General features: G+C 52.1%; 22 protein-coding genes and 2 riboswitches. Of the genes, 8 read left to right on the forward strand and 14 right to left on the reverse strand.

Annotated elements, in window-relative coordinates:
- Nucleotides 1-29: 29 nt before the first annotated feature.
- The gene (locus tag AWM70_RS02365; protein ID WP_068694023.1) at nucleotides 30-830 is read right to left on the reverse strand and encodes a Cof-type HAD-IIB family hydrolase; all 801 of its coding nucleotides are present in this window, start codon (nucleotides 828-830) and stop codon (nucleotides 30-32) included.
- 74 nt (nucleotides 831-904) lie between these two features.
- Nucleotides 905-1,909, reverse strand: coding sequence for a lipoate--protein ligase (locus tag AWM70_RS02370; protein ID WP_068694025.1), 1,005 nt, complete (start codon nucleotides 1,907-1,909; stop codon nucleotides 905-907).
- Between the two features lie 205 nt (nucleotides 1,910-2,114).
- A riboswitch (cobalamin riboswitch) is annotated at nucleotides 2,115-2,285 on the forward strand.
- A 191-nt stretch (nucleotides 2,286-2,476) separates the two neighbouring features.
- Here AWM70_RS02370 and AWM70_RS02375 point away from each other — a divergent pair.
- The 4 genes from AWM70_RS02375 (at nucleotide 2,477) to ltrA (ending at nucleotide 7,228) form a co-directional block, all read left to right on the forward strand.
- A complete protein-coding gene (locus tag AWM70_RS02375) occupies nucleotides 2,477-3,487 on the forward strand; it encodes an ABC transporter substrate-binding protein (protein ID WP_068694026.1) in 1,011 nt (336 codons plus the stop codon).
- Nucleotides 3,484-4,530: a FecCD family ABC transporter permease gene (locus AWM70_RS02380; protein WP_068694028.1), complete on the forward strand. Its 1,047-nt coding sequence runs from the start codon at nucleotides 3,484-3,486 to the stop codon at nucleotides 4,528-4,530. The genes AWM70_RS02375 and AWM70_RS02380 overlap by 4 nt, the downstream gene beginning before the upstream one ends.
- The gene (locus AWM70_RS02385; protein ID WP_068694030.1) at nucleotides 4,527-5,321 is read left to right on the forward strand and encodes an ABC transporter ATP-binding protein; all 795 of its coding nucleotides are present in this window, start codon (nucleotides 4,527-4,529) and stop codon (nucleotides 5,319-5,321) included. Before AWM70_RS02380 ends, AWM70_RS02385 begins: the two co-directional genes overlap by 4 nt.
- Nucleotides 5,322-5,809: 488 nt before the next feature.
- Nucleotides 5,810-7,228, forward strand: a complete 1,419-nt coding sequence (gene ltrA, locus AWM70_RS02390) for a group II intron reverse transcriptase/maturase (protein ID WP_068693838.1) — start codon at nucleotides 5,810-5,812, stop codon at nucleotides 7,226-7,228.
- A 149-nt stretch (nucleotides 7,229-7,377) separates the two neighbouring features.
- Here the strand turns inward: ltrA and AWM70_RS02395 are convergent, their stop codons facing one another.
- Nucleotides 7,378-9,066 (reverse strand): methyl-accepting chemotaxis protein, encoded by a 1,689-nt coding sequence (locus AWM70_RS02395; protein WP_083180099.1) that lies wholly within the window; start codon nucleotides 9,064-9,066, stop codon nucleotides 7,378-7,380.
- A gap of 222 nt (nucleotides 9,067-9,288) precedes the next feature.
- Here AWM70_RS02395 and AWM70_RS02400 point away from each other — a divergent pair, with 222 nt between their 5' ends.
- Entirely contained in the window at nucleotides 9,289-9,990 is a 702-nt protein-coding gene (locus AWM70_RS02400; protein WP_068694032.1) for a queuosine precursor transporter, read from the forward strand.
- A gap of 108 nt (nucleotides 9,991-10,098) precedes the next feature.
- Here AWM70_RS02400 and AWM70_RS02405 read toward each other — a convergent pair whose 3' ends face one another.
- The 3 genes from AWM70_RS02405 to AWM70_RS23385 all read right to left on the reverse strand — a co-directional run bounded on the left by AWM70_RS02405 (nucleotide 10,099) and on the right by AWM70_RS23385 (nucleotide 11,816).
- On the reverse strand, nucleotides 10,099-11,187 hold the full coding sequence (locus AWM70_RS02405) for a M24 family metallopeptidase (RefSeq protein ID WP_068694034.1): 1,089 nt from the start codon (nucleotides 11,185-11,187) through the stop codon (nucleotides 10,099-10,101).
- A 131-nt stretch (nucleotides 11,188-11,318) separates the two neighbouring features.
- Nucleotides 11,319-11,519, reverse strand: a complete 201-nt coding sequence (locus AWM70_RS23380; protein ID WP_169823392.1) for an MBL fold metallo-hydrolase — start codon at nucleotides 11,517-11,519, stop codon at nucleotides 11,319-11,321.
- A 123-nt stretch (nucleotides 11,520-11,642) separates the two neighbouring features.
- The gene (locus tag AWM70_RS23385; protein WP_169823393.1) at nucleotides 11,643-11,816 is read right to left on the reverse strand and encodes a hypothetical protein; all 174 of its coding nucleotides are present in this window, start codon (nucleotides 11,814-11,816) and stop codon (nucleotides 11,643-11,645) included.
- Between the two features lie 167 nt (nucleotides 11,817-11,983).
- Between AWM70_RS23385 and AWM70_RS02410 the strand changes: the two genes are divergently transcribed.
- The gene (locus AWM70_RS02410) at nucleotides 11,984-12,211 is read left to right on the forward strand and encodes a hypothetical protein (protein ID WP_068694036.1); all 228 of its coding nucleotides are present in this window, start codon (nucleotides 11,984-11,986) and stop codon (nucleotides 12,209-12,211) included.
- A gap of 82 nt (nucleotides 12,212-12,293) precedes the next feature.
- Here AWM70_RS02410 and AWM70_RS02415 read toward each other — a convergent pair whose 3' ends face one another.
- The gene (locus AWM70_RS02415; RefSeq protein ID WP_206093413.1) at nucleotides 12,294-13,262 is read right to left on the reverse strand and encodes a 2-hydroxyacid dehydrogenase; all 969 of its coding nucleotides are present in this window, start codon (nucleotides 13,260-13,262) and stop codon (nucleotides 12,294-12,296) included.
- 311 nt (nucleotides 13,263-13,573) lie between these two features.
- Nucleotides 13,574-14,044 carry a MarR family winged helix-turn-helix transcriptional regulator gene (locus AWM70_RS02420; RefSeq protein ID WP_068694038.1) on the reverse strand — a complete coding sequence of 157 codons (471 nt, stop codon included), beginning with the start codon at nucleotides 14,042-14,044 and terminating at the stop codon, nucleotides 13,574-13,576.
- Nucleotides 14,045-14,258: 214 nt separating this feature from the next.
- On the opposite strand from AWM70_RS02420, the gene AWM70_RS02425 reads away from it, so the two are divergent.
- Complete coding sequence (locus AWM70_RS02425) at nucleotides 14,259-15,224, forward strand: alpha/beta hydrolase family protein (RefSeq protein WP_068694040.1); 966 nt, start codon at nucleotides 14,259-14,261, stop codon at nucleotides 15,222-15,224.
- A 41-nt stretch (nucleotides 15,225-15,265) separates the two neighbouring features.
- The gene (locus AWM70_RS02430) at nucleotides 15,266-16,213 is read left to right on the forward strand and encodes an alpha/beta hydrolase family protein (protein ID WP_237167809.1); all 948 of its coding nucleotides are present in this window, start codon (nucleotides 15,266-15,268) and stop codon (nucleotides 16,211-16,213) included.
- Nucleotides 16,214-16,391: 178 nt separating this feature from the next.
- On the opposite strand, the gene queF is transcribed toward AWM70_RS02430, so the two are convergent.
- From queF to speD, 6 genes are all read right to left on the reverse strand, one after another.
- On the reverse strand, nucleotides 16,392-16,889 hold the full coding sequence (queF, locus tag AWM70_RS02435; protein WP_068694044.1) for a preQ(1) synthase: 498 nt from the start codon (nucleotides 16,887-16,889) through the stop codon (nucleotides 16,392-16,394).
- Nucleotides 16,890-16,950: 61 nt separating this feature from the next.
- Nucleotides 16,951-17,625 carry a 7-carboxy-7-deazaguanine synthase QueE gene (queE, locus tag AWM70_RS02440; protein WP_237167891.1) on the reverse strand — a complete coding sequence of 225 codons (675 nt, stop codon included), beginning with the start codon at nucleotides 17,623-17,625 and terminating at the stop codon, nucleotides 16,951-16,953.
- A gap of 119 nt (nucleotides 17,626-17,744) precedes the next feature.
- Entirely contained in the window at nucleotides 17,745-18,254 is a 510-nt protein-coding gene (gene queD, locus AWM70_RS02445; protein WP_068694046.1) for a 6-carboxytetrahydropterin synthase QueD, read from the reverse strand.
- Nucleotides 18,251-18,919 carry a 7-cyano-7-deazaguanine synthase QueC gene (queC, locus tag AWM70_RS02450; RefSeq protein WP_068694049.1) on the reverse strand — a complete coding sequence of 223 codons (669 nt, stop codon included), beginning with the start codon at nucleotides 18,917-18,919 and terminating at the stop codon, nucleotides 18,251-18,253. The genes queD and queC overlap by 4 nt, the downstream gene beginning before the upstream one ends.
- Before the next feature lie 138 nt (nucleotides 18,920-19,057).
- Nucleotides 19,058-19,101: riboswitch (PreQ1 riboswitch) on the reverse strand.
- 218 nt (nucleotides 19,102-19,319) lie between these two features.
- Nucleotides 19,320-20,222 (reverse strand): cation diffusion facilitator family transporter, encoded by a 903-nt coding sequence (locus tag AWM70_RS02455; RefSeq protein WP_068694050.1) that lies wholly within the window; start codon nucleotides 20,220-20,222, stop codon nucleotides 19,320-19,322.
- A gap of 234 nt (nucleotides 20,223-20,456) precedes the next feature.
- Nucleotides 20,457-21,263 carry an adenosylmethionine decarboxylase gene (speD, locus tag AWM70_RS02460; RefSeq protein ID WP_068694052.1) on the reverse strand — a complete coding sequence of 269 codons (807 nt, stop codon included), beginning with the start codon at nucleotides 21,261-21,263 and terminating at the stop codon, nucleotides 20,457-20,459.
- Nucleotides 21,264-21,288: the final 25 nt, after the last annotated feature.

Here is a 21,288-nt window from a genome sequence, read left to right on the forward strand (position 1 = left end):
TCTGCCATACTATACGTTATTCCAGCTTCTTATTCCGCATTCAGAATAAACTTGTCGATGACCTGCTTAATCCCGTCTTCGTTGTTCGAAGCCGTTACATAATCCGCAATTTCCTTCAGCGGGGCAATCGCATTGCCCATCGCAACGCCAAGGCCGGCCGCTTCAAGCATCTCATGGTCATTCCAGGAATCGCCGCAGGCGATCGTTTCGGACAAGTCGCAGCCGAAGTGTCCGGCCAGGAAGGTCAGAGCCGCGCCTTTGGTGCCTTCCTTGTGCATGATCTCAAGGAAATGCGGTTTGGATTTGGTGATGTGCACGCCGTCGCCAAGCAGCTCACGCAGGACCGGTGAAATTTCGTCGAGGTATTCCGGCGAATCAATAATCAGGAATTTTGGCGTCTGTTTGGACAGCAATTTTTCAAAATCGGGTTCGATGTGGTATTGGGTACCGTTTAAAGTTGCGTAATCGATCAGCTTTTGATTTTCCTCACGGGCATAAAGCTTGTCGTCAATGTAGGTTTGCAGATGCAGGTTGTTTTTGATACAGAAATCGTAAAGCTTTTTCCCTGCTTCGTACGGTACGTATCGTTCATAGAGCACTTTTTCGTCCATCAAATTTTTGACCAGGGCGCCTTGATACGTAATGATCGGCACGTTCAAGCCGGTTTGACGGGCAATGGCCTGGGCGGATGCGTAAGCGCGTCCGGTAGCCAGCGTTACGACAACGCCTTTGGCTACAGCTTTCTCCAGTGCTTCCTGCGTAGCAGGGGTGACTTCTTTATCATCATTAATCAAGGTGTCATCAATATCGATGGCCATCAGTTTATACATCGGTTTCTCTCCTTTGTTGGCCCGTTAAGCGCGGCGGTTCCCCGATCCTGCGCCTACGGACTCATCTCTGCTTTTTATTCCTCTTCCAGAAAAACAAGGCCGACAAAATCGTCCGGCTCCAGATTTCCGAAGTAATGCTTCAAATCAGTTCCTTCCAAAGCGGCTCGTACGGCCGACTCTTCGTATTTTACGCCGCGGAGCAGGTTTTCGATATCCGCAACATCGCCTACGCCGAAGAAGTCGCCATAAATTTTGATTTCCTCGATATGGCCCTCTTTGATGTTCATGCGCAGGTCGATGATCCCGACGGGGAACTTCCGGCTGTGCTTCACATTGGATTCCGGAGACAGGCCATAGTTCCAATCCCAGTTTTTGTAACGTTCCTCAGAGATTTTGTGGATTTTGGCCCAGTCTTCTTCTTTCAGGACATATTTGGGAACCGCATCCGGATCCATGCCGAAGATGTAACGAAGCAGCTCGCTGCGGAATTCTTCGATGGTGATTTTGTTGTCCATAAAATCAATGATATTGGCTACGCGGCTGCGCACCGATTTTGTGCTTTTTGACTTAAATTTCTCTGGATTGGCGTGCAGGGATGCGGCAACGTGATCCAGATTGAGGTTGAACATCAGCGTGCCGTGGCTGAACATCCGCCCGCGGGTGGAGAATTGGGCATTGCCGGAAATCTTCTGGTCGCCGACCTGCAGGTCGTTTCGTCCGGTCAATTCCGCATTGACGCCGAAGTTTCTCAGGGCTTCCACAACCGGCTGGGTAAATTTGCGGAAGTTATGGAAGGACTCTCCGTCGTCTTTGGTAATAAAGCTGAAATTCAGATTGCCGAGATCGTGATATACGGCGCCCCCGCCGGACAAACGGCGAACGACCTGAATTCCGTTCTCTTTGACGTACTCTGCGTTGATTTCTTCAATCGTATTCTGATGCTTGCCGATGATGATCGACGGAGCGTTGATGTAGAACAGCAGATAGGTTTCGTCCGCCGGCAGATGTCTCAGCGCATATTCCTCAATAGCCAAGTTGACCGAGGCGTCCGTAATCCCCTCATTATCAATGAATAACATCCTGATCATGTCCTCCTGTGCGACAAAAATAGATAAAGCTCGTCCTTCTATTGTAAACCAAATAGGCCGGAAACCAAAGAAAGATTGTTGTAAATGGACTTGATTGCCCGGGCAATAATGAAAGAGGGCAGATTTTGACTCATTTTGGTTGTAAGAAGCTTTCCTTTCCCCTATAATCCTATAAAGAGATTCGAACGAAACCATTATCTACATACCTTTTACAGGTTCCGGAGCCTTGGCAGCACGGCTGCACTTCGGATGAAAAGGGAAGACCGGTGTAACTCCGGCGCGGTCCCGCCACTGTAACCGTCTTTTGGGCCTTTCTGAACGGCCCTGTGACCGGAAGCCAGATACCTGCCTGTTTAAGCTGTAACGATCCTTCGCGGAGAGGATAACGTTCTGCCTGTAAATAAAGCCGCTGCCTGACGCTCCCAGGGCTGTTCTGCCCGTTAATCGTTGATGCCAGGCGTGACTGTGCTTTTTTATGCGGACGTGCCCTTCCTGTCATGGAGGGGCTTTTTTCGGTTCGTACTCGATTTTATAGAGTTAAGGGGAGGAACAAGCTGCATGAATAAGTTTCTGAAAAGAGGGGCCATCTGGCTGATCGCTTTGATGCTGGTTGTATTGGCCGGCTGCGGTCAGGCGGCCGACAAGAATCAAGGGGCGGCACCGGCTGAGAGCGCTGTATCGCAAGGCCAGGAATCTTCGGCAGAGCCGTCTGCTTCTTCAGAAGAAGCGGGGAAGACGACTTATCCGTTAAAGCTGACAGATGCCACGGGCACGGAGATTACTTTTGACGCCGCGCCTGAGCGGATCATTTCCATCGCGCCTTCCGAAACGGAAAGCCTGTTTGCTTTAGGACTCGGAGACCAGATTGTCGGCGTTACCGACATCGACGACTATCCGGAAGAAGCCCAATCGAAGCCGAAGGTGGGCGGCTATGAGCTGAATACGGAGGCGATTGTGGCCGCTAAACCGGATGTAGTGTTTGCCGCAGGCATTACTAGTGCCGATACGATTAAAGGTTTGCGTGATCTGGGAATTAAAGTGTTCCAGTTCAATCCCAAGACGGTAGAGGCGATAATTCAGGATCTCCAGCAATATGGACAGATTACGGATCACCAGGCTGAAGCAGCCCAGCTCACGGCCAAAATGGAATCCGAGCTTGCTCAAGTGACAGATAAAGCGAAATCGCTGAGCGATGAACAGAAGAAGAAGGTTTATATCGAATTCTCGCCGGGCTGGACGGTCGGCAAAGGGGAATTTATGGACGAGCTGATTACGTTGTCCGGGGGCATTAATGTAGCAGGAGATACAACGGGCTGGAACGAGATTAACGAAGAGACGATCATCAAAGCCAATCCGGATGTAATTCTATACGCCAATAGCGTCATTGATGACAAAAATCAGACCCTGGACCAGATCATTAAAGCGCGGGCTGGCTGGGACCAGATTACGGCTGTCAAGGAAGGGCGGATCGTTGGTCTTGACGATAATCTGCTGAGCCGGACTGGGCCGCGCATCACCGAAGGTCTGCTTGAAGTGGCCAAGGCTATCTATCCGGATCTGTACCGATGAAAATGAAACTGACAGCCGCTTTCGCTGCCGGTTGTCTTCTGCTGATCCTGACGCTGCTCATCTGCGTCGGGATCGGCTCCGTTTATATCCCGATCGGCGAAATCGCACGTATTTTGCTTCATAAGCTGCCAGGCCTGACGAATGTTATTACCCCGGATTGGGATCTTTCTTCCGAAAAAATCGTCCTTCAGGTCAGGCTGCCGCGCGTCATTTTGGGTTTGCTGGTAGGCTCCTCCCTGGCGGCTGCGGGGGCGGCCTTTCAAGGGGTGCTGCGCAATCCTCTGGCCGACCCGTTTACGCTGGGCGTATCCTCCGGCGCATCCGTGGGAGCCGCCGTGCTGATTTTTTTCGGATGGCAGTATTCGGTGGCCGGGATCTTTACGCTGCCCGGCGCGGCTTTTCTATGCGGGATTGCCACGCTTGCCATTGTGCTTAAGCTGGCCGGCGAACGGGGGAAGATGCCGACCGAAAGCCTGATTTTGTCCGGCGTTATTATGCAGTCTTTCCTGGGGGCGATTGTTTCCTTTCTTACGACCATGTCCAAAAGCACGGTAAATGAAATTTTGTTCTGGACGATGGGCGGCTTGACCCTTCGCGGGTGGTCTTATGACGCCATTTTATTTCCTTATGTCCTGATTGGCACCTTGCTGCTCTGGAGCTGGTCCAGACGGCTGAATCTGCTAGCGTTAGGAGAAAGACAAGCGGCCCACACCGGGCTGGATGTCGAACGGACCAAGCTGGGGGTTTTGATTGTAGCCACCCTAATGTCGGCGGCGGCGGTCTCTGTATCCGGCGTCATCGGGTTTGTTGGCCTGGTTGTTCCGCATATGCTGCGGCTGATTCTAGGTTCGGATCACCGTATGCTGATGCCGATGTCCGTGCTTGGCGGGGGCATCTTTATGATGTGGAGCGATCTGGCGGCCAGGACACTGCTTGCGCCGACAGAGATCCCATTAGGCGTAGTAACCGCTTTTGTCGGCGCTCCCTTCTTTGCATATTTGCTTTATAAGAATAAAAAGCGGCGGCAAGGAGGACGGTTATGATTCGTCTGGAGCAGGTCTACAAATCGTTTGACGGCCGGTGTGTGCTGCAGGGCATGGATATGCAGATTGAACAGGGGCAATTCTGGGGGCTGCTGGGACCTAACGGAAGCGGAAAATCGACGCTGCTGCAACTGATCTCCGGCATGGAGAAGCCGGACAGCGGCAGAATCTGGCTGGAGGGCAAGCCTGTAGGCAGCTACGGCCGCAAAGAGCTGTCCCGGAAATTGGCGATGCTGCAGCAGGAGGGACTGCCGCCCGTTTCTTTCCCCGTCAGAGATGTTATTGAAATGGGCCGTTTTCCTTTTCAGGATTGGCTTGGACGCGATCGCTCCGAACAGGCAGAAACGCTGGTCGAAGACATCATGGACAGGCTCGATTTACGCGAAATGGCGGACCGGCCGGTAAGCGAGCTTAGCGGCGGACAGCGGCAGAGGGCTGCGCTGGGGAAAGTAATGGCCCAGCAGCCGGAGCTTGTGCTGCTTGATGAACCGACTACCTTCCTGGACGTCCATTATCAGATTCAGTTTATGGAGCTGATTTCGGAATGGCGCGGGGATTCGGGGCTGACCATTCTGGCTGCGCTGCATGATATCAATCTGGCAGCTTTGTATTGTGATCATCTGCTGATCATGAAAGAGGGAGGCCTGGCCGCAGCCGGACCAACAAGCGAGGTGCTCACGTCTTCGCTGCTGAAGGAGGTATTTAAGGTGGATTTGGCAGCCGTGGCTCATCCCGACAATGACCTTCCGCAGTTTCTGCTCAGACCCGGCCCAGGCGGAGGCAGTCAATAAACCTTATTAAGCCGAAATAAGTCAAGCTGAGCGAACAGGGAATGACAAAGAAACCGCCGGGGGAAATCCCTGGCGGTTTCTGTTAGTGTGCCACGCATGGCGATTAACTAGGTGGTGAAAGTCCACTGTGGGGGTTTGTAGTTACCAACCACTAGCCAAGAGCAAGGGTGTCCACCGCGAGGTGGAATCCAAAGGAAGCTGGAGGCAAACTTCCGGCCCAAGGAACACGAACATCATCAGGCATAGGATACGGGATGAGTCTGCTAAACAAGACGAAGTCCAATTAACTACACGGACGTACCAATGTAAATGATGTGGGTATATGGAAGGAAAGTGAATCGTCTTACCGTGGGAGGTCTCATGGACGTGAGGAGATGCACTTCGAATCACGGTTGAAACAAGATTTATCATGAGAAGTCAGCAGACGCCATAGTACCGCGAACAGTCGACGGTTCGAGGGAAGGGCTGAACCTTAGGAGGTGAAGTCAATGAAAGTTACCGAAACAGGAGCCAAGGGCAGCCAACTTCTAACGGAAGACTCTTTGCAAAAGAATAGTGCGGAACACGAAGGATATGCGGGAGTGCACAGTCCTGCGAGGATAACCGAAACCGACGACACCAACGCAACCGAGTCGAAGGACCGGTTGCTTGAGAAAATCGTTAGCAGGGACAACTTGAACGAAGCATTCAAGAGAGTCAAAGCGAACAAGGGATCGCACGGAATCGACGGGATGGGAGTAGATGAACTTCTACAATATCTCAGAGACAACGGCGAGACCATCAAGCAACTGATCTTGGGCGGCAAGTACCGCCCGAATCCCGTTCGAAGGGTAGAGATTCCCAAAGAGAACGGAAAGAAGAGAAACCTTGGCATCCCAACAGTGGTTGACCGAGTCATCCAGCAGGCAATCGCCCAAGTGCTTACGCCAATTTATGAGAGGCAGTTTTCAGACAACAGCTACGGATTCCGACCCAAACGGAGCGCACACCACGCGATGAAACGAAGCCAACAATACGTGCAAGAGGGATATCGTTACGTGGTGGATATGGACTTGGAGAAATACTTTGACACCGTCAACCAAAGCAAGCTTATCGAGGTGCTTTCAAGAACGATCAAAGACGGACGAGTGATCTCGCTCATCCATAAGTATCTCCGGGCGGGAGTCGTCGTGAAGCATAAGTTTGAGGACACGGAAATCGGCGTACCGCAGGGAGGGAACCTAAGTCCGATTCTCAGCAATATCATGCTGAATGAATTGGACAAGGAACTGGAAGCAAGAGGACATCGATTCGTGCGATACGCAGACGATATGCTCATATTCTGCCGGAGCAGGAGGAGTGCGGAGCGTACCCTGACGAAAATTCTCCCTTACATCGAGAAGAAGTTGTTTCTCAAGGTAAACCGGGAGAAAACGATTGTGGACGATGCGACAAAAGTTAAATTTCTTGGCTTCTCATTCTACCAGAGCAAAGGGGAAACGCGGGTCAGAATCCATCCCAAATCCGTATCCAAGATGAAAGCTAAAGTGAAAGAGCTAACGTCGAGAAGCAACGGAATGGGCAACACCGACCGGGCGCTGAAGCTTAGGCGTTACATCATGGGATGGGTAAATTATTTCAAGCTTGCTGACATGAAACAACTACTCCAAACCACTGATAAATGGATGAGAAGGCGTATCCGAATGGTCTTCTGGAAGCAATGGAAACGAGTGAGGACGAAACTCGAAAGGCTTATATCGCTCGGAATTCATGAACAGAAGGCGTGGGAATACGCAAACACAAGAAAGGGCTATTGGAGAATCTCCAATAGCCCAATCCTCTCGAAGTCCCTCGGTAACAATAGGCTGAAGAACCTCGGATTCCTTTTCTTTTCTGATTATTATCGACAAGTTACTGCGCATTCCTAATGGAACCGCCGTATACCGAACGGTACGTACGGTGGTGTGGGAGGTCGGCTGCCCAATTAATGGGTAGCCTCCTACCCGATTGGTGCTCGGCTCTTCATCTTATGGCCGGGTTAAACTGGATTAATTGAACAGTGGCAAGTAAGATAAAATTAAACTTTGAATTGTTTAACGGCTTCTCTCAGCTTGTCGGCCTGCCGGCTCAAATGGCTGATTCTGCTGAAGAAGGAGTTCATTTCTTCCTGCTGCGATTCGGCGGCAGCGCTGATCTGCTTGATATTCTCCAGACTTGCCGAAGAGATGGAGGCACTTTCTTCAACGGAAGCCGTAACTTCCTCCGTCCCTGCCGAAATTTGCTGGGTGGACGAGGAAATGTTTTGCATAGTCATATTAATGCTCTGAATCCATTGATCAAGCTGCTGGAATGCTTGTCCGGCTTCGCGCACTTTGCCGGCTCCCGACTGAATCTGCCTATTCACCTGGTTCATGGCGAGCACGGAGTTGCCGGTATCCAGGCGGATTTGCTCCAGCGATTCGCCGATTTCTTTAACCGCGTTGCTGGATTGCTCGGCAAGGCTGCGGACTTCGCTGGCTACAACGGCGAAACCTCGGCCATGTTCGCCTGCACGTGAAGCTTCAATGGCGGCGTTCAGCGCCAGGATTTGAATCTGCTTTGTAATTTCATTGATTGTATTTGCAATAGTGGTGATGGTTTCCGAACGGGCATTCATTTGCTTCATAAGACTGAGCGATTCTGCGGCTGCGCCTTCAATCATATTCATCTGGTTAACGGCTTCCTGAGCCAGCCTGTTGCCGGAATCAGCTTCGCTTGATGCCTGGCTCATCCGTTCAGAAACTTCTGCTGAAGATGAAGCTATGTATTGGACACCTTGCGAAATCTCTTCCATTGCCCGTGCATTCTCAGAGGCCGCCTGGAAGATCATTTCACTGCCGCTGCGGATTTCCTTGCTTGATTCGCCGGACTTCTCCATCATAGATTTCATATTATCGATCCGGCGGGCCATTTCCGAGCTGTCAGAAGCAACCTGCTCCGAGGCGGCAAACACGCTGGCAAACATCGCTTTCAGGCTTTCTGTCATCGTTTTGAAGCTGCCGGCGAGCTGGGCGATTTCGTCTTTGCCCTTTACGGTGATTTCCTCCCGGAAATCGCCCTCCGCCATTTTGCGGGTCACGCTGGACAAGCGGCGAAGCGGAATCGAAATGCTGCGGCTGATTAAATAAGCTGCAACCAGGCAGGCCGCGATGACGAAGACGGACAAACCGATGCAGATCCAAGCGATCTGATGCCTTTTTTCGGTGACGAAGCCGGCGTCAATGCCTACGGCAACTACAAGGTCGGAACCGGATAAAGCGACATAAGCGGTTTTGTGCGTACCAAATTTATCGTTGTACAAATCGCTGAGCTGGGCATTGCCGCTGGACACGGCCTGCTTCATCGCTGGCTGTACTTCGATTTGTTCTTTGGGTTTCATTTCCGAATGGCTGTCTGCAACCAATACCGTTGCCTGATTATCCTGAACCTGAACGAGATAAGCGGTCTCCAGATTAAATTCCTGGATCTTTTTGTCGAAATACGTCTGAAGGGTGTAAACGGAATTTTCGCTTCCCCCCTTGACCTGGCGAGCCTGAGAATCATTCAGGTTCTTGTAGGTGTCCTGAGCGCTAGTCCGAAGCACTTTATCGAACTGTGGCAGCACATTTTCATCAATGATCTTCATGGAGACATAATAAAAGCTTAAACTGAAGAGAAGTGATGACAGGACAATGATGAGTGTAAATGTGACCATGAGTTTCCGGGAAATAGTTTTCATTGAAAACATTTGGTTCTCTCCTTCTCAAATAATGTGCTGAAAGTCCTAGGTCATTGTTCCGCAGAAAATGAAAGTATGGAGCAGCTTTTGTTTATTTTATAGTAAAAATATCCAAGAGGGAATGAAAATTCTACTACTTTCTGCTTTTTTCTGAATAAATAACGAAAAAGAAATGAAAACTTTACAACTTGTGTTATATAATAAGCTTTTAGTGCTGGAGGATGAGATTTGATGTTTAATTTGTATTGGGGGATACTGTTTGTCCTGGTCAACTTTGTTTGTTTCGTGCTGTGCTACCGTTTATTCGGCAAAAAAGGGCTTTATGCCTGGATCGGCATCGCAACGGTTATCGCTAATATTCAAGTGACCAAAACGATTGAAATTTTTGGCGTTGCGCTTACGCTGGGCAATACGATGTACGTCAGCGTATATATGACCAGCGATTTGCTGAATGAGAAATACGGCCGCGCCGAAGCCCGCAAAGGCGTCTGGTTTGGTTTCTTCACCCTGCTGGTCACTACGCTGTTCATGCAGATGGCGCTTAAATTTCAGCCGATTCCGGAAGCCGAAGCCGTGCAGCAATCGCTTGAAACGGTCTTTGGCCTGCTTCCACAGCTGGCCGCAGGCAGCCTGACCGCTTATTTTGTCAGTCAGCTGCTGGATGTCCGGCTGTACGCCTGGATCCGGCACTTTTTCCCAAAACCGCATCAGCTGTGGATCAGAAACAACGGAAGTACGATGATCAGCTCGTTTATAGACACGCTTATTTTCTGTACTATCGCTTTCTGGAATTATGACTTTCCGATCTGGTTCGAGATTCTTCTTACGACTTATGTCATTAAATTCATCCTGACGGCGGCAGGCACTCCCTTTATGTATATCGCCCGCAGCTTTCATAAGCAAGAAGAAACGTCTGAAGCTGCGCGGAACTAAGGATGACGGCTCAAGAGGCGCTCTACCAGCCTTAAGAGCTATAGAAAGCAGGCAGTCCCACGAGCGGGACTGCCTGCTTTCCTAATGTCCAAACTGCCTTAACAGCTCTTAACCGATCACGGTTAATTCCTTCGGATAAGAGGTTAATACGCTGACGCCTTGTTCAGTAACAAGCACGTCGTCTTCAATCCGTACTCCGCCTTTGCCAGGCAGATAGATGCCGGGTTCAACCGTAAAGACATTGCCTGCCTGCAGCAGGTCCTGATTGTCCCCATGTACCGACGGATATTCATGGACATCTATGCCTAGGCCGTGTCCAAGCCGGTGCAGGAAATAAGGGCCGTAGCCCGCTTCCGCAATTACGTCCCGTGCGGCTTGATCAATGCTGCCGAAGGTGACTCCCGGCTTGATCGCGGCAATAGCTGCTTCGTTGGCGGCAAGTACGGTATTGTACATGCGGGTCAACTCATCGGACAATTCGCCTACGGCAAAGGTCCGGGTAATATCGGATGCATAACCGGCAGCGTAAACCCCCATGTCGAACATAAGCAGGTCGCCCGCCTGTATCTTGCGTGTTCCCGGTACGCCGTGCGGCAGAGCGGTTTTCTCGCCGGACAGCACCATCGTATCGAAGGAAGGACCTTCGGCGCCAGCTTTGCGCATCAGGAATTCGATTTCGGCAACCAGTTCGGTCTCCGTCATCCCGATCTGCACTTTGGTTAACCCTTGCTTCAGCACCTCTTCAATCAAATGGACGGCATGCTGCAGCTTATGTACCTCTTCGGCCGATTTGATAACGCGCATGCTCTGAAGCCAATCGCCGATATCACGAGCTTCGGCGAACTGAAGTTCTGCCTGGAGAGCTTCGTACCGCGTCACGGAAAGATTGTTTTTCTCAAGCCCAATGATGCCTGGGTGGCCTTTCAGCGCCTGCTTGAGCAGGGCGTAAGGATTATCGGTATCCGTATGGGTCATGATCTGATCCACATCGCTGGCTGCCCGTGCAGCCGCTTCGTCAAGCGCAGGCACAACCAGAAAAGGCTCGTCGCCGCGTTTGTAGACGGCGCCAAGAAAACGTTCATGCGGATTGCTGGCGAAGCCGGTTAAATAATAAACATGTTTGGGATCGGTGATCAGCAAGGTGTCTATGCCCGCTTGGGACATGTGCCGATCCAACTGGGACCATTTTTCATTCATTCTGCAATTCCCCTTTATGATTTGGAAGATTGGATAAGGTTCTTGATTGCTTCTTCCGATTGTTGGTTATAAACGCCTCCATGGTAACAAAGTACCTGGAGAATCGCAAGCGGCAGCAGCTTAGACATCGACTAGATAGCCAGCAGCATATCCGGCGTAAACGCCTCGTTAGCTCCTGTCAGGACACCGTCATGCACAATCAGCTGATCGGCGGCCACAAGCAGCTTGTCGCCCGGCAGATAGAAGCAAAGAAGCAGAGATGCCCCGGTGTGTGACCCGGCGTGTGAATGACCTGAAGCCGCTGCCAACCGGAAGTTCTTCTCTATCCTCAAGCAGACGGTCAATCCGGATGTCCTTCAAGTCCGCCTTCAGTTGCTCAATCTCGATGCGTATAGGCTCGGGAAGAGTGGCGATCCGGTCTTCTCCCATTTTCAGAAAAGGCGCTTTGCCTTCGATTACATCCGCTCGACCATGCCGGTATCCATCAGCGTGGCTCCGTCCTGGTCGCTCCATATCAATACAGGATGCATGCCGCTATGTTGAAGATTCAAATCAAAAATCCCCTGACCCAGCTTTTGAATCGTCTGCCATTCTCCTTTTCTCTTGAATAGATTGTCAATTACCGTCAACTATTATATCAGAATAGACCTATTTTTTCCTGAAGGTGCCGCATAGACTGGGGCTACCCGGGTCATACCAATAACAGGTTTGAACAGCCCCCGTTCGAGGTAAAAAGCAGTATACGCGGGAAATCTCCATCCCCATCTAAAGGGAGGGATTAAGGGAGGTGAGCCAGATGGCGGAGAACGAGAACAAGGAGCCGAACCCGGGAGCATCCGGAATGGATCAGCCCGAACAATACGAAACGGACACCGAAAGTTTGTTTGACCGTTTTGAAAGCGAACGCAACGTGGATCCGATCCCTGTAGAAGACCTTAATGAGGAGGTTAAGGAGGAGCGGAACAAAGAGGAGACCAAACACCATTCGTCCAGCGAAAAAAAATATTTAACCGGCTTTGAATAAAGCGGGGATGATGAAGACCAGGCCGCCCGAAGTGAGGGCGCCTGGTTTGCTTTTGCAGCTGGCCTTCGCCTGGCTGCGTATGTTATTTCCGGAGTTCGGGAACCACATTTTGCGGAGCGCCCAGCAGAGCGGAGACCAGATTCTCCGCCGCCAGCCGGGCCATATCGTCCCGAGTTTGGGCTGTTGCCGATCCGATATGCGGCAGAGTAACCACATTGCGCAGGGTGAGCAGGGGATGATCGGCCTGAACCGGCTCCCGTTCAAACACATCAAGCCCGGCGCCGAAAATTTCCCCCTGCTGAAGCGCCTCTGTTAAGGCTTCCTCATCGACAACCGGTCCCCGGGAGGCATTGATAAAAATGCCCGTAGGCTTCATCTGCTCAAACTCCTTCCGTCCAAACAGATGACGGGTTTGCGGCGTAAGCGGCGTCATCAGCACCACAAAATCGGAATGGCGAAGAAGCTCCTCCATCTCGGCATATTTGGCGCTGTATTTTTGCTCCGCTTCCGGCTTGCGGTGACGGTTGTAATAGAGGACATCCATGCCGAAACCAAAGTGGGCCCGCTGCGCAACAGCTTCACCGATACGTCCCATGCCGATGATGCCTAACGTTTTATGGTGCATATCCAGACCGAACAGCTCTTCATTATCCCCTTTGCTCCAGCGTCCCTGTTTGACGTATGCATCTAACTCGGGCACGCGGCGGGAAACGGCCAGCATCAGCGACAAAATCAGATCGGCTACGGTATCGTCCAGCACCCCCGGCGTATGGGTGCCTATAATTCCCCGCTCCTTCATCTCCTCCAGGTCAAAATGGTTATAGCCTACACTCATCGTGCTGACGGCTTTCAATTTAGGGGCGCGGCTGAGCAGCTCCGGACCGATCTTGTTGCCTGAGGTCAGCAGTCCGTCCACTTCCGCTAGTTCTTCAAGCAGAACCTCATACGGAACGGCGCCAGGGCCTTCCCATTTCCGGTATTGGACGTGCTGGGCCAGGTAGCTCTCCGTTTCGGAGGGAATCCGGCAGGCAACGTATACGTGTGGTTTCATAATAAAAACTCCTTCCATGACAGGTGTAGTAAACAACGGAGAACCGAAGGACGGTTCTCTCTGCCTATATAACTTTACACCCATGCTGGAAAGGAAGAAACCCCATGCCGCGATTGGCATACAGAGGTACGGGGACTTTACGTAGGAAAAATAGGTTCCGAGCAGCCCTTTAGCAGTATCCATACAGTTCCCGAAGCAGCATCTGAGCCGGGGAAAAATAAAATACCTCTCCGATTCGGAGAGGTATTTGTCATGAGCATACTTTTGAGCATTTTTCAGCTGTCCTGCGCTTCATGACTGAAAAAATACAGTCAAGGCGGGGATATTTTCCCGGAAACGGAAGGGGCTGTATTTGTTCGGTCCGCCAGCTTGGCAATCCATTGAATGTCCTGGTCGGTCAGTCGGCTGAGAAAATGTTCGCGAATAGCCTTGGCGGCTACGGGACGTGCATCCTCAAGCGCGGATTGCCCGGCGGGAGAAATCATTACCTGAACGCCGCGGTCGGAGTCCAAAGGTTTCCTCAAAACAAGTCCGCGCTGCTCCATCCTTGTCAGATGGTGGGACAACCGGCTCTTCGTCCAATCCATGGAGTCGGCCAATTCCTGCTGGCGGAGTTTACCGCCGCCCAGAAGGTCCAGACGGTCCAAAATCCCAAAGTCACCTTCCGACAAGCCGGTATGCTCGGACAGGTCTTTGATTACGCGGTCGAAGATGTTCTTAAAGGAACCTTTCCACATATACCATATATTCATTTCTTCTTCGGTTAACTGGTTCTTATTCATAGGGACATCATAGCATGGTTGACGTATCAACCACAATAATGTTAAAGTGATCACAGGTTGACATGTCAACCATTATCCAGTTTGCAATGTTCTTTATCCAATACGAATTAGCGGACACCTGGCCAGGATCCCCTAAGGTAAGGTTCTAAGTTTCAGAGAAATTTAAGAGACATAGAAGAGAGAGTAAAATCACACACCCAAGGAGGAAGTTCTCATGAACAAACTGATAAATAAAGCCCAAAACATCCCTGTAACTGCGCCTGTCCCTGTTATCTCCATCAGTCCGGTATCCCTGCCGTCACCTGGGCGTGCCGTAGAGCTTCAAGTCCGGGTCTCCGCTCCCATAACCGGTCGCGATCTGCCCGTCATCCTTCTCTCGCACGGGCATGGATATTCGAATCACCTTTCTTCGTTAAATGGTTACGGCCCGCTCGCCAATTTCTGGGCCGCGCACGGCTTTGTCGTTATCCAGCCCACCCATCTGGACTCCAAGACATTGGGTCTTGCTACTGACGGCCCTGAGGGGCCTTTGTTCTGGCGGTCACGCGCAGAGGACATGAAGCGGATATTGGACCATTTGGACATGATTGAGGATTTCGTTCCCGGGCTGAAGGGACGTATGGACCGGAACCGGATCGCTGCAGCCGGTCATTCCATGGGGGGGCACACAATAAGCCTGCTGCTTGGTGCCCGTCTTACGGATCCTGCAGACGGAACGGAAGTCGATTTGTCCGATAAACGGATTAAGGCCGGCGTGCTGCTTGCTGCTCCCGGAAGGGGCGGGGAGGATCTCAGCGCGTTTGCGGCTGAACATTATTCCTTTTTTCTAACCATGAGTTTTGCCGAGATGCGGACGCCGGCTCTTGTGGTGGCGGGGGATAAGGACGTATCCTCCCATCTGACAGTCAGGGGAGCAGACTGGCATGCCGACCCGTATTTTCTGAGTGAGGGTCCGAAGTGCCTGCTTACCTTGTTTGGTGCGGAGCATGGACTTGGCGGCGTAGCCGGATATGATGCGGCCGAAACGACAGACGAGAACCCTGATCGAGTAGCGGCGGTGCAGCGTCTGACCTGGGCCTATCTCCGATCTTCGCTTTACTCGGAGGACCCAGCCTGGTCCGAGGCTTGTAAAGCTTTAATGGACACCCCGGACCCCCTTGGCCGAGTCGAAGGCAAATGAAATTAAATAAAGTGAAGAGGAACGTTGAAATAATGAAAAAGGTGAACAATAGCGAAAACTGGAATAACAATGAATTAACGCCAGCCCCTATCCTGTCAGTGAAGCCTGTAACCCTGCCGGTACCCGGTCGGGGGGAGGACCTGCAGGTAAGGGTCTCAGCGCCGGCAGCAGGACAAGATCTGCCTATTCTCATTTTCTCGCATGGTTACGGCTGGTCGCTGGAGGGTTATGCACCGTTAGCCGATTTCTGGGCTGCTCACGGGTTTGTTGTGATTCAACCCACCCATCTGGACTCCAGATCGCTGAATCTGCCGCCTGAGGATCCCCGTACGCCACACATTTGGCGTATCCGCGTTGAAGACCTCCGGCAGATTTTAGATCAGCTCGATCTCGTCGAAGCTTCGCTTCCTGGCCTAAGCGGACGACTTGACCGAACCCGCATTGCGGTGGCCGGACACTCCTGGGGCGGACAGACGGCAAGTATGCTTCTCGGCGCAAGGGTTTTGGATGAGAGCGGCAAACCGGGGGAGGATTGGTCTGATCCGCGGATCAAAGCAGGGGTGCTGCTCGCCACGACCGGCCTGGGCGGTGCTGACTTAACTCCTTTTGCGGCTGAACATTTTCCCTTTATGAACCCGAGTTTTGCAGACATGACCACGCCGGCTCTAATTGTGGCGGGTGACCAGGATCAATCGTTATTGTCCAACCGGGGACCGGACTGGTTTACGGATCCGTATGTGATGAGCCCCGGCAGCAAAAGTCTGCTTACGCTGTTTGGAGCGGAACATTCGCTTGGCGGCATTCCCGGATACACCGTTACGGAAACGACAGACGAGAACCCCGAACGGGTCGCGCTGATTCAGCAAATGACGTTGGCTTACCTCCGCGATGCCCTAGGCCTGGACGACTGGAGCTGGCCGGCGGCTTGCTCAGCGCTGGAGGAGGAAAAGCCTCATTTGGGGCGTGTAGAGTCCAAAGCAGGACGCTGATAATCCGGCGTTATTAATTAGGGCACCGACTGTAAAAAGATGCTCAAACTGTTAGTTACCCTCTGAGTAAACGGACAAAAAACAGCGGCTGTCCAAGACCGGGAACAGGTCAAAGACAGCCGCTGTTTTGCGTTAGTGCGGATGGTATCTATTTTTTTTGCGAATTGCAATGAGGGGTTTACCGGTTATCCACTTTCTCCGGATACAGGTCGTGGTTAAAGAGACGCTGCTCAGCGAGCTGCTCGTATTTAGTGCCCGGCTTGCCGTAATTGCAGTAAGGGTCGATGGAGATGCCGCCGCGCGGTGTAAATTTACCCCATACCTCAATGTACCGGGGATCCATCAGTTTGATCAGGTCGTTCATGATGATGTTCACGCAGTCCTCGTGGAAGTCTCCATGATTGCGGAAGCTGAACAGGTACAGCTTCAGCGATTTGCTTTCGACCATTTTGACGTCGGGGATATAGCTGATATAGATGGTCGCAAAATCCGGCTGGCCGGTAATCGGGCACAGGCTCGTGAACTCCGGGCAGTTGAATTTAACGAAATAATCCCGGTAAGGATGTTTATTGTCAAAGCTTTCAAGCACTTCAGGGGCGTAGTTGAATGGGTATTTGGTGCCCTGGTTGCCGAGCAGGGTCAGGTCCTGCATTTCCTCTTGTTGTCTTCCGCTCATTGGTCTACCTGCTTTCTTTTCAATTATGATTTTTGAAAAATAAGAACTGTCGTCACCAGGTTTAGACTCCCCGTTTATTGCCCCAAATGAGGGCATGCAGCTGAGGGAGGACCCGGACCCGGTTCAGTTCCGGTTTGGTCATGACCTTCTCCACCAGCTCTTCATAACGCTGAAGCAGGAACAAAGCATGCTCCTGAACGTCCATGCGGACCGTGTCCGGATTGCCGACCTGCACATAGAACTGGGCCTGCGGATACCGCTGATGAACGCGGATCGCATAGTCCAGATCCTGATCATCGAATACGACTACCTTCAGGCTGTAATCAAAAGGGCGCGGACGCCGGGCAAGTCTCGCTACAATGTCGTCCAGCATGTCGAAGTTGGTCTCCATGCCAGAGCTTGGCGGTTTGGGGGACAACGTCACCTCGTCAATGTCGTCCAGCCAGTCCTGCCAGCGGGAACCCTGCGTCTCCACGGCCATGGAGATGCCTTTCTCCCGCAGCAAAGCGACCAGGCTGCCGAGCTGCGGAAGCAGGGCGGGATTGCCGCCCGACAGAGTGACATGGGAGAAGCGGTCGCCGCCCAGCTCGATCAAACGCTGCCAGATGTCTTCCGCGCTGAGGCGCTGGATTTGATCTTTGGCGCTGCCGTCCCAGGTGAAAGCTGAATCGCACCAGCTGCAGCGGTAATCGCAGCCGGCCGTGCGTACGAACATTGTTTTTTGACCGATGACCATGCCTTCTCCCTGAACGGTCGGGCCAAAAATCTCCAGCACGGGAATGGTGGCGGCGGCAGAGGGCGGAATCTGCGGCGTTAAGCCGTCAACAACTTGCGCATCCTGCTTATTCAGCGTGCTCATGCCTGCATCCACTCCCGTCTGATCTCTGCAAAGCTGGTAGGCGTTTCGAACAAACGGACAAATTCTGTCCGTGCTTCGATCATTCGGCCCTCAGCGTTAGCTTGTTCCAAAGCCTGCTCCATTTGTTCATACAGCCAGACGACCATGTTTTCAGCGGTTGTATTCATAGGCGGCAGGGTTTCGTTGAGGTAGCGGTGATCCAGATAACCTTCGATTTCATTTTTCCAGATCTCTTTAATGACGCCGAAGTCGACGGTAATGCCGGTTTCATCCGGCAGCCCGCTGATTCCGAATACGACGATATAGGTGTGGCCGTGCAGGTTTTTGCATTTGCCTTCGTAGGCATGGAGGTGGTGTGCCGCATCGAAGGTGAATTCTTTGCTGACCAGCACTCTCCGGTTATGGTAACGCAGCTGGTCTTTGGTAATGTCCCGGCCAAACTGCTGTAAGGATTCTACGATGCGGAACTCTCCGGCTGTGCGCCTGGACTGATTTACCTGGCTCATAGACGGACACCTTCCGCGCGTGCGGATAGGTAGCGGTCCAGACCGGCTTTTCGCAGCTTGCAGGCCGGGCATTCGCCGCAGCCGTCGCCGATGACGCCGTTATAGCAGGTGAGCGTCCGTTCGCGCACGAAATCAAATGCGTTCAAATCGTCGGCAAGCTGCCATGTTTGGGCTTTATCCAGCCACATCAAAGGCGTATGAATAACAAACTGGTAATCCATGGCCAAGTTAAGCGTAACGTTCAGCGATTTGACGAACGTATCCCGGCAGTCGGGATATCCGCTGAAGTCGGTTTCGCATACGCCGGTCACCAGGTGTCTGGCTCCGACTTGTTTGGCCATAACAGCCGCAAAGCTGAGGAACAGGTGGTTGCGTCCATCCACAAACGTGTTGGGCAGGCTGCCCTCCTCCTGGGCGATGTCGATGTCGCTGCGGGTAAGGGCATTTTCGGTCAGCTGGCCGAGCAGGCTCATGTCGAGCACCGTATTTTTGATGCCCAGTTCTTTAGAAATGGACTTGGCGCATTCAATTTCCAGGCTGTGGCGCTGCCCGTACATAAAGGTAACGGTCTCTACCTCGCGGAACTGCTGAATGGCCCAGTACAGGCAGGTTGTGCTGTCTTGGCCGCCGCTGAACACGACAACCGCTTTTTCATCTTTAAGCATAAAAAAACCTCTCCTTCAAGGATCATGTCAAACGCCCCGCATGCTTGCGGAACCGTCTGCAAATATCGAAGAGAGAGGGTTCATGAACTTCAGGTCTACGCAAAAAAACAAGCCCTGCTGCTTGTTGCATAAGGCAGGTGCTGATTAGTTTTTTATAGAGGGAGTTCTCGAACCTCTCCCATGTTCTTTTAAACATGGACTTGTCTTCGGTTGTAAGGCCCTGTCTGAACAGTTACAGCTTGCAGGCACAGGCGCAACGGTTATTATAACACAAGCGGGCCGAAGCATGAAGGCTTGGCCCGAAATTTCATGGAATTGCCTATTTAGCTGAAGGTGCCCTGGAGACGGGAACGAGGTTTCGATTTCTGCCCCAGGCCCCGGCCCCGGCTACTGCCGTGACTTACTGCCGTCCAGCGGCCCGTTCGCCGGAAGCCGGTTTATAAGGTTCAATATGGATATGCACATATTCGATTTCATAACGATCCAGAATTCGGCGCTCAATTTCTTCTGTAATGGCATGACTTTCGGCTACGCTCATCCGCTCATCAACACCAATGGTGGCATCCACCAGCGTGTTGTTGCCGTTAATCCGCGCCCTCAGGTCGATGATGGCGGCAACGCCCGGCGTGCGCTGAACCGTTTGGCGAATATCCTCCAGCTGCCCGGCGTCAAAGCCGTCGGTCAGATTGTGTGTAGCTTCACGGAAGATCGACCAGGCCGTTTTGCAGATGATAAAACCGACAACGAGGGCGGCAAGCGGGTCGAGCCAAACCAGACCGAACTGGGCTCCAAGAATGCCTGCAAAAGCGCCGATGCTGACCAAGGCGTCGGAGCGGTTGTCCTGGGCGGCTGCGTTTAAAGCGCTGCTGCGGATGCGGCGGGCCAGGCCGGAATTGTAGCGGTAGACCACGTACATGATGACAGCGCAGAATAAGGCGACCCAGGCAGCCACCCAATCCGGCGATGCGGCTTCCGGTTCGCGGAATTTCATGATCGCCTGGTAGAGCACCTGAAGGCCAACCGCGAACATGATAAAGGAGGCGATCAGGGAAGCAACCGTCTCTGCCCGGTAATGGCCGTAACGGTGATCGCTGTCCGGCGGCTTGCGGGATATTTTCAGACCGGCGAATACGGCTATGGAAGCAACGATGTCGGTCGCGTTGTTCAGGCCGTCGGCCAGAAGCGCTTCGGAATGGGCGTGATAACCGAATATAAGTTTGAAAGCGGAGAGCAGGAGATAAACGACAATGCTGAGCAGGGCTCCTTTTTCACCTTGTTTGATATTATCATAGGAACTTTGCACAGCCGATCCCCTCCGCCAGTTTATAAATGTGTTTCATGTCCACTTGATAATCATACCTGACCAATTTCGTGTGGGTCTACAGAAACAGTGTTGTTGCAGGCCTGCAATATGAGGCCGGGGTTACAATGTTGGGGACGTCCAAGAAGCATGGACAAGCCCAATTTATAGCGATCGCAAAAAAACGTGCCGCCCACATCACGCTGTGAGCAGCACGCCCGGGCTGTCGCCAAGCGGCTACGCCATATTTTTCCCGTAATAGATTTCGTCCATCTCGCGTTTCAAGCGCTCCGTAATGGCCCGTTGATCAGCTTCGCTCAGCTTGTCTTTCGTATACCCAAACAAATAATTGTCCAGGTCGAACCGTCTCAGTCTGCATTTGGTGTGAAAAATATTCTCCTGATACACATTCACGTCAATCATGTCGTACAGGTCCCGGATGTCATCCGGAATAAAATTCTGGATGGAGCTGATTTCGTGATCGATAAAAAGCTTGTGCCCGCTGATATCGCGGGTGAACCCCCGGACCCGGTAATCCATCGTCATGATATCCGTATCAAACGAGTGGATTAAATAATTCAGCGCCTTGAGCGGGGAAATTTCCCCGCAGGTCGACACGTCAATGTCAGCGCGGAAGGTACTGATTCCTTCGTCCGGGTGATATTCGGGGTACGTATGAACCGTAATATGGCTTTTATCGAGATGCATGAGAACCAGTCCGGGAAGCGGGCCGGGGGTTTCTTCAAAGGATTCCTCTGCAGCGCCGTCAACGGGGCCTTCGGAGACGAGCATGGTGACGCTGGCGCCTTGCGGTTCGTAATCCTGTTTGGCCACGTTCAGGACATGAGCTCCTATAATATCGGCGACCTGCTTCAGAATATCGGTTAACCGGTCGGCATTGTACTGCTCGTCAATATATTCCAGATAAGCAAGGCGCTCTTCTTTCGTACGGGTGTAGCAGATGTCATACATATTAAAGCTCAAAGACTTGGTGAGATTATTGAAGCCGTGGAGCTGGATGCGCTCTTCACGTGTCAGTTTCATGGTCGACTTCCCCTTATGTCGGTGT

This window comes from Paenibacillus yonginensis, from assembly GCF_001685395.1.
GTDB lineage: Bacteria > Bacillota > Bacilli > Paenibacillales > Paenibacillaceae > Fontibacillus > Fontibacillus yonginensis.

Excerpts from the sequence above, each read along its gene's own strand:
- ltrA (WP_068693838.1), top strand. The coding sequence starts at position 5,810 with ATGAAAGTTACCGAAACAGGAGCCAAGGGCAGCCAACTTCTAACGGAA.
- AWM70_RS02405 (WP_068694034.1), bottom strand. The coding sequence starts at position 11,187 with ATGAATGAAAAATGGTCCCAGTTGGATCGGCACATGTCCCAAGCGGGC.
- queC (WP_068694049.1), bottom strand. The coding sequence starts at position 18,919 with ATGCTTAAAGATGAAAAAGCGGTTGTCGTGTTCAGCGGCGGCCAAGAC.
- AWM70_RS02370 (WP_068694025.1), bottom strand. The coding sequence starts at position 1,909 with ATGTTATTCATTGATAATGAGGGGATTACGGACGCCTCGGTCAACTTG.
- AWM70_RS02385 (WP_068694030.1), top strand. The coding sequence starts at position 4,527 with ATGATTCGTCTGGAGCAGGTCTACAAATCGTTTGACGGCCGGTGTGTG.
- queE (WP_237167891.1), bottom strand. The coding sequence starts at position 17,625 with ATGGTCATCGGTCAAAAAACAATGTTCGTACGCACGGCCGGCTGCGAT.
- AWM70_RS02365 (WP_068694023.1), bottom strand. The coding sequence starts at position 830 with ATGTATAAACTGATGGCCATCGATATTGATGACACCTTGATTAATGAT.
- AWM70_RS02375 (WP_068694026.1), top strand. The coding sequence starts at position 2,477 with ATGAATAAGTTTCTGAAAAGAGGGGCCATCTGGCTGATCGCTTTGATG.
- AWM70_RS02415 (WP_206093413.1), bottom strand. The coding sequence starts at position 13,262 with ATGAAACCACACGTATACGTTGCCTGCCGGATTCCCTCCGAAACGGAG.
- queD (WP_068694046.1), bottom strand. The coding sequence starts at position 18,254 with ATGAGCCAGGTAAATCAGTCCAGGCGCACAGCCGGAGAGTTCCGCATC.
- AWM70_RS02400 (WP_068694032.1), top strand. The coding sequence starts at position 9,289 with ATGTTTAATTTGTATTGGGGGATACTGTTTGTCCTGGTCAACTTTGTT.
- AWM70_RS02410 (WP_068694036.1), top strand. The coding sequence starts at position 11,984 with ATGGCGGAGAACGAGAACAAGGAGCCGAACCCGGGAGCATCCGGAATG.
- AWM70_RS02425 (WP_068694040.1), top strand. The coding sequence starts at position 14,259 with ATGAACAAACTGATAAATAAAGCCCAAAACATCCCTGTAACTGCGCCT.
- speD (WP_068694052.1), bottom strand. The coding sequence starts at position 21,263 with ATGAAACTGACACGTGAAGAGCGCATCCAGCTCCACGGCTTCAATAAT.
- AWM70_RS02380 (WP_068694028.1), top strand. The coding sequence starts at position 3,484 with ATGAAAATGAAACTGACAGCCGCTTTCGCTGCCGGTTGTCTTCTGCTG.
- AWM70_RS02420 (WP_068694038.1), bottom strand. The coding sequence starts at position 14,044 with ATGAATAAGAACCAGTTAACCGAAGAAGAAATGAATATATGGTATATG.
- queF (WP_068694044.1), bottom strand. The coding sequence starts at position 16,889 with ATGAGCGGAAGACAACAAGAGGAAATGCAGGACCTGACCCTGCTCGGC.
- AWM70_RS02395 (WP_083180099.1), bottom strand. The coding sequence starts at position 9,066 with ATGTTTTCAATGAAAACTATTTCCCGGAAACTCATGGTCACATTTACA.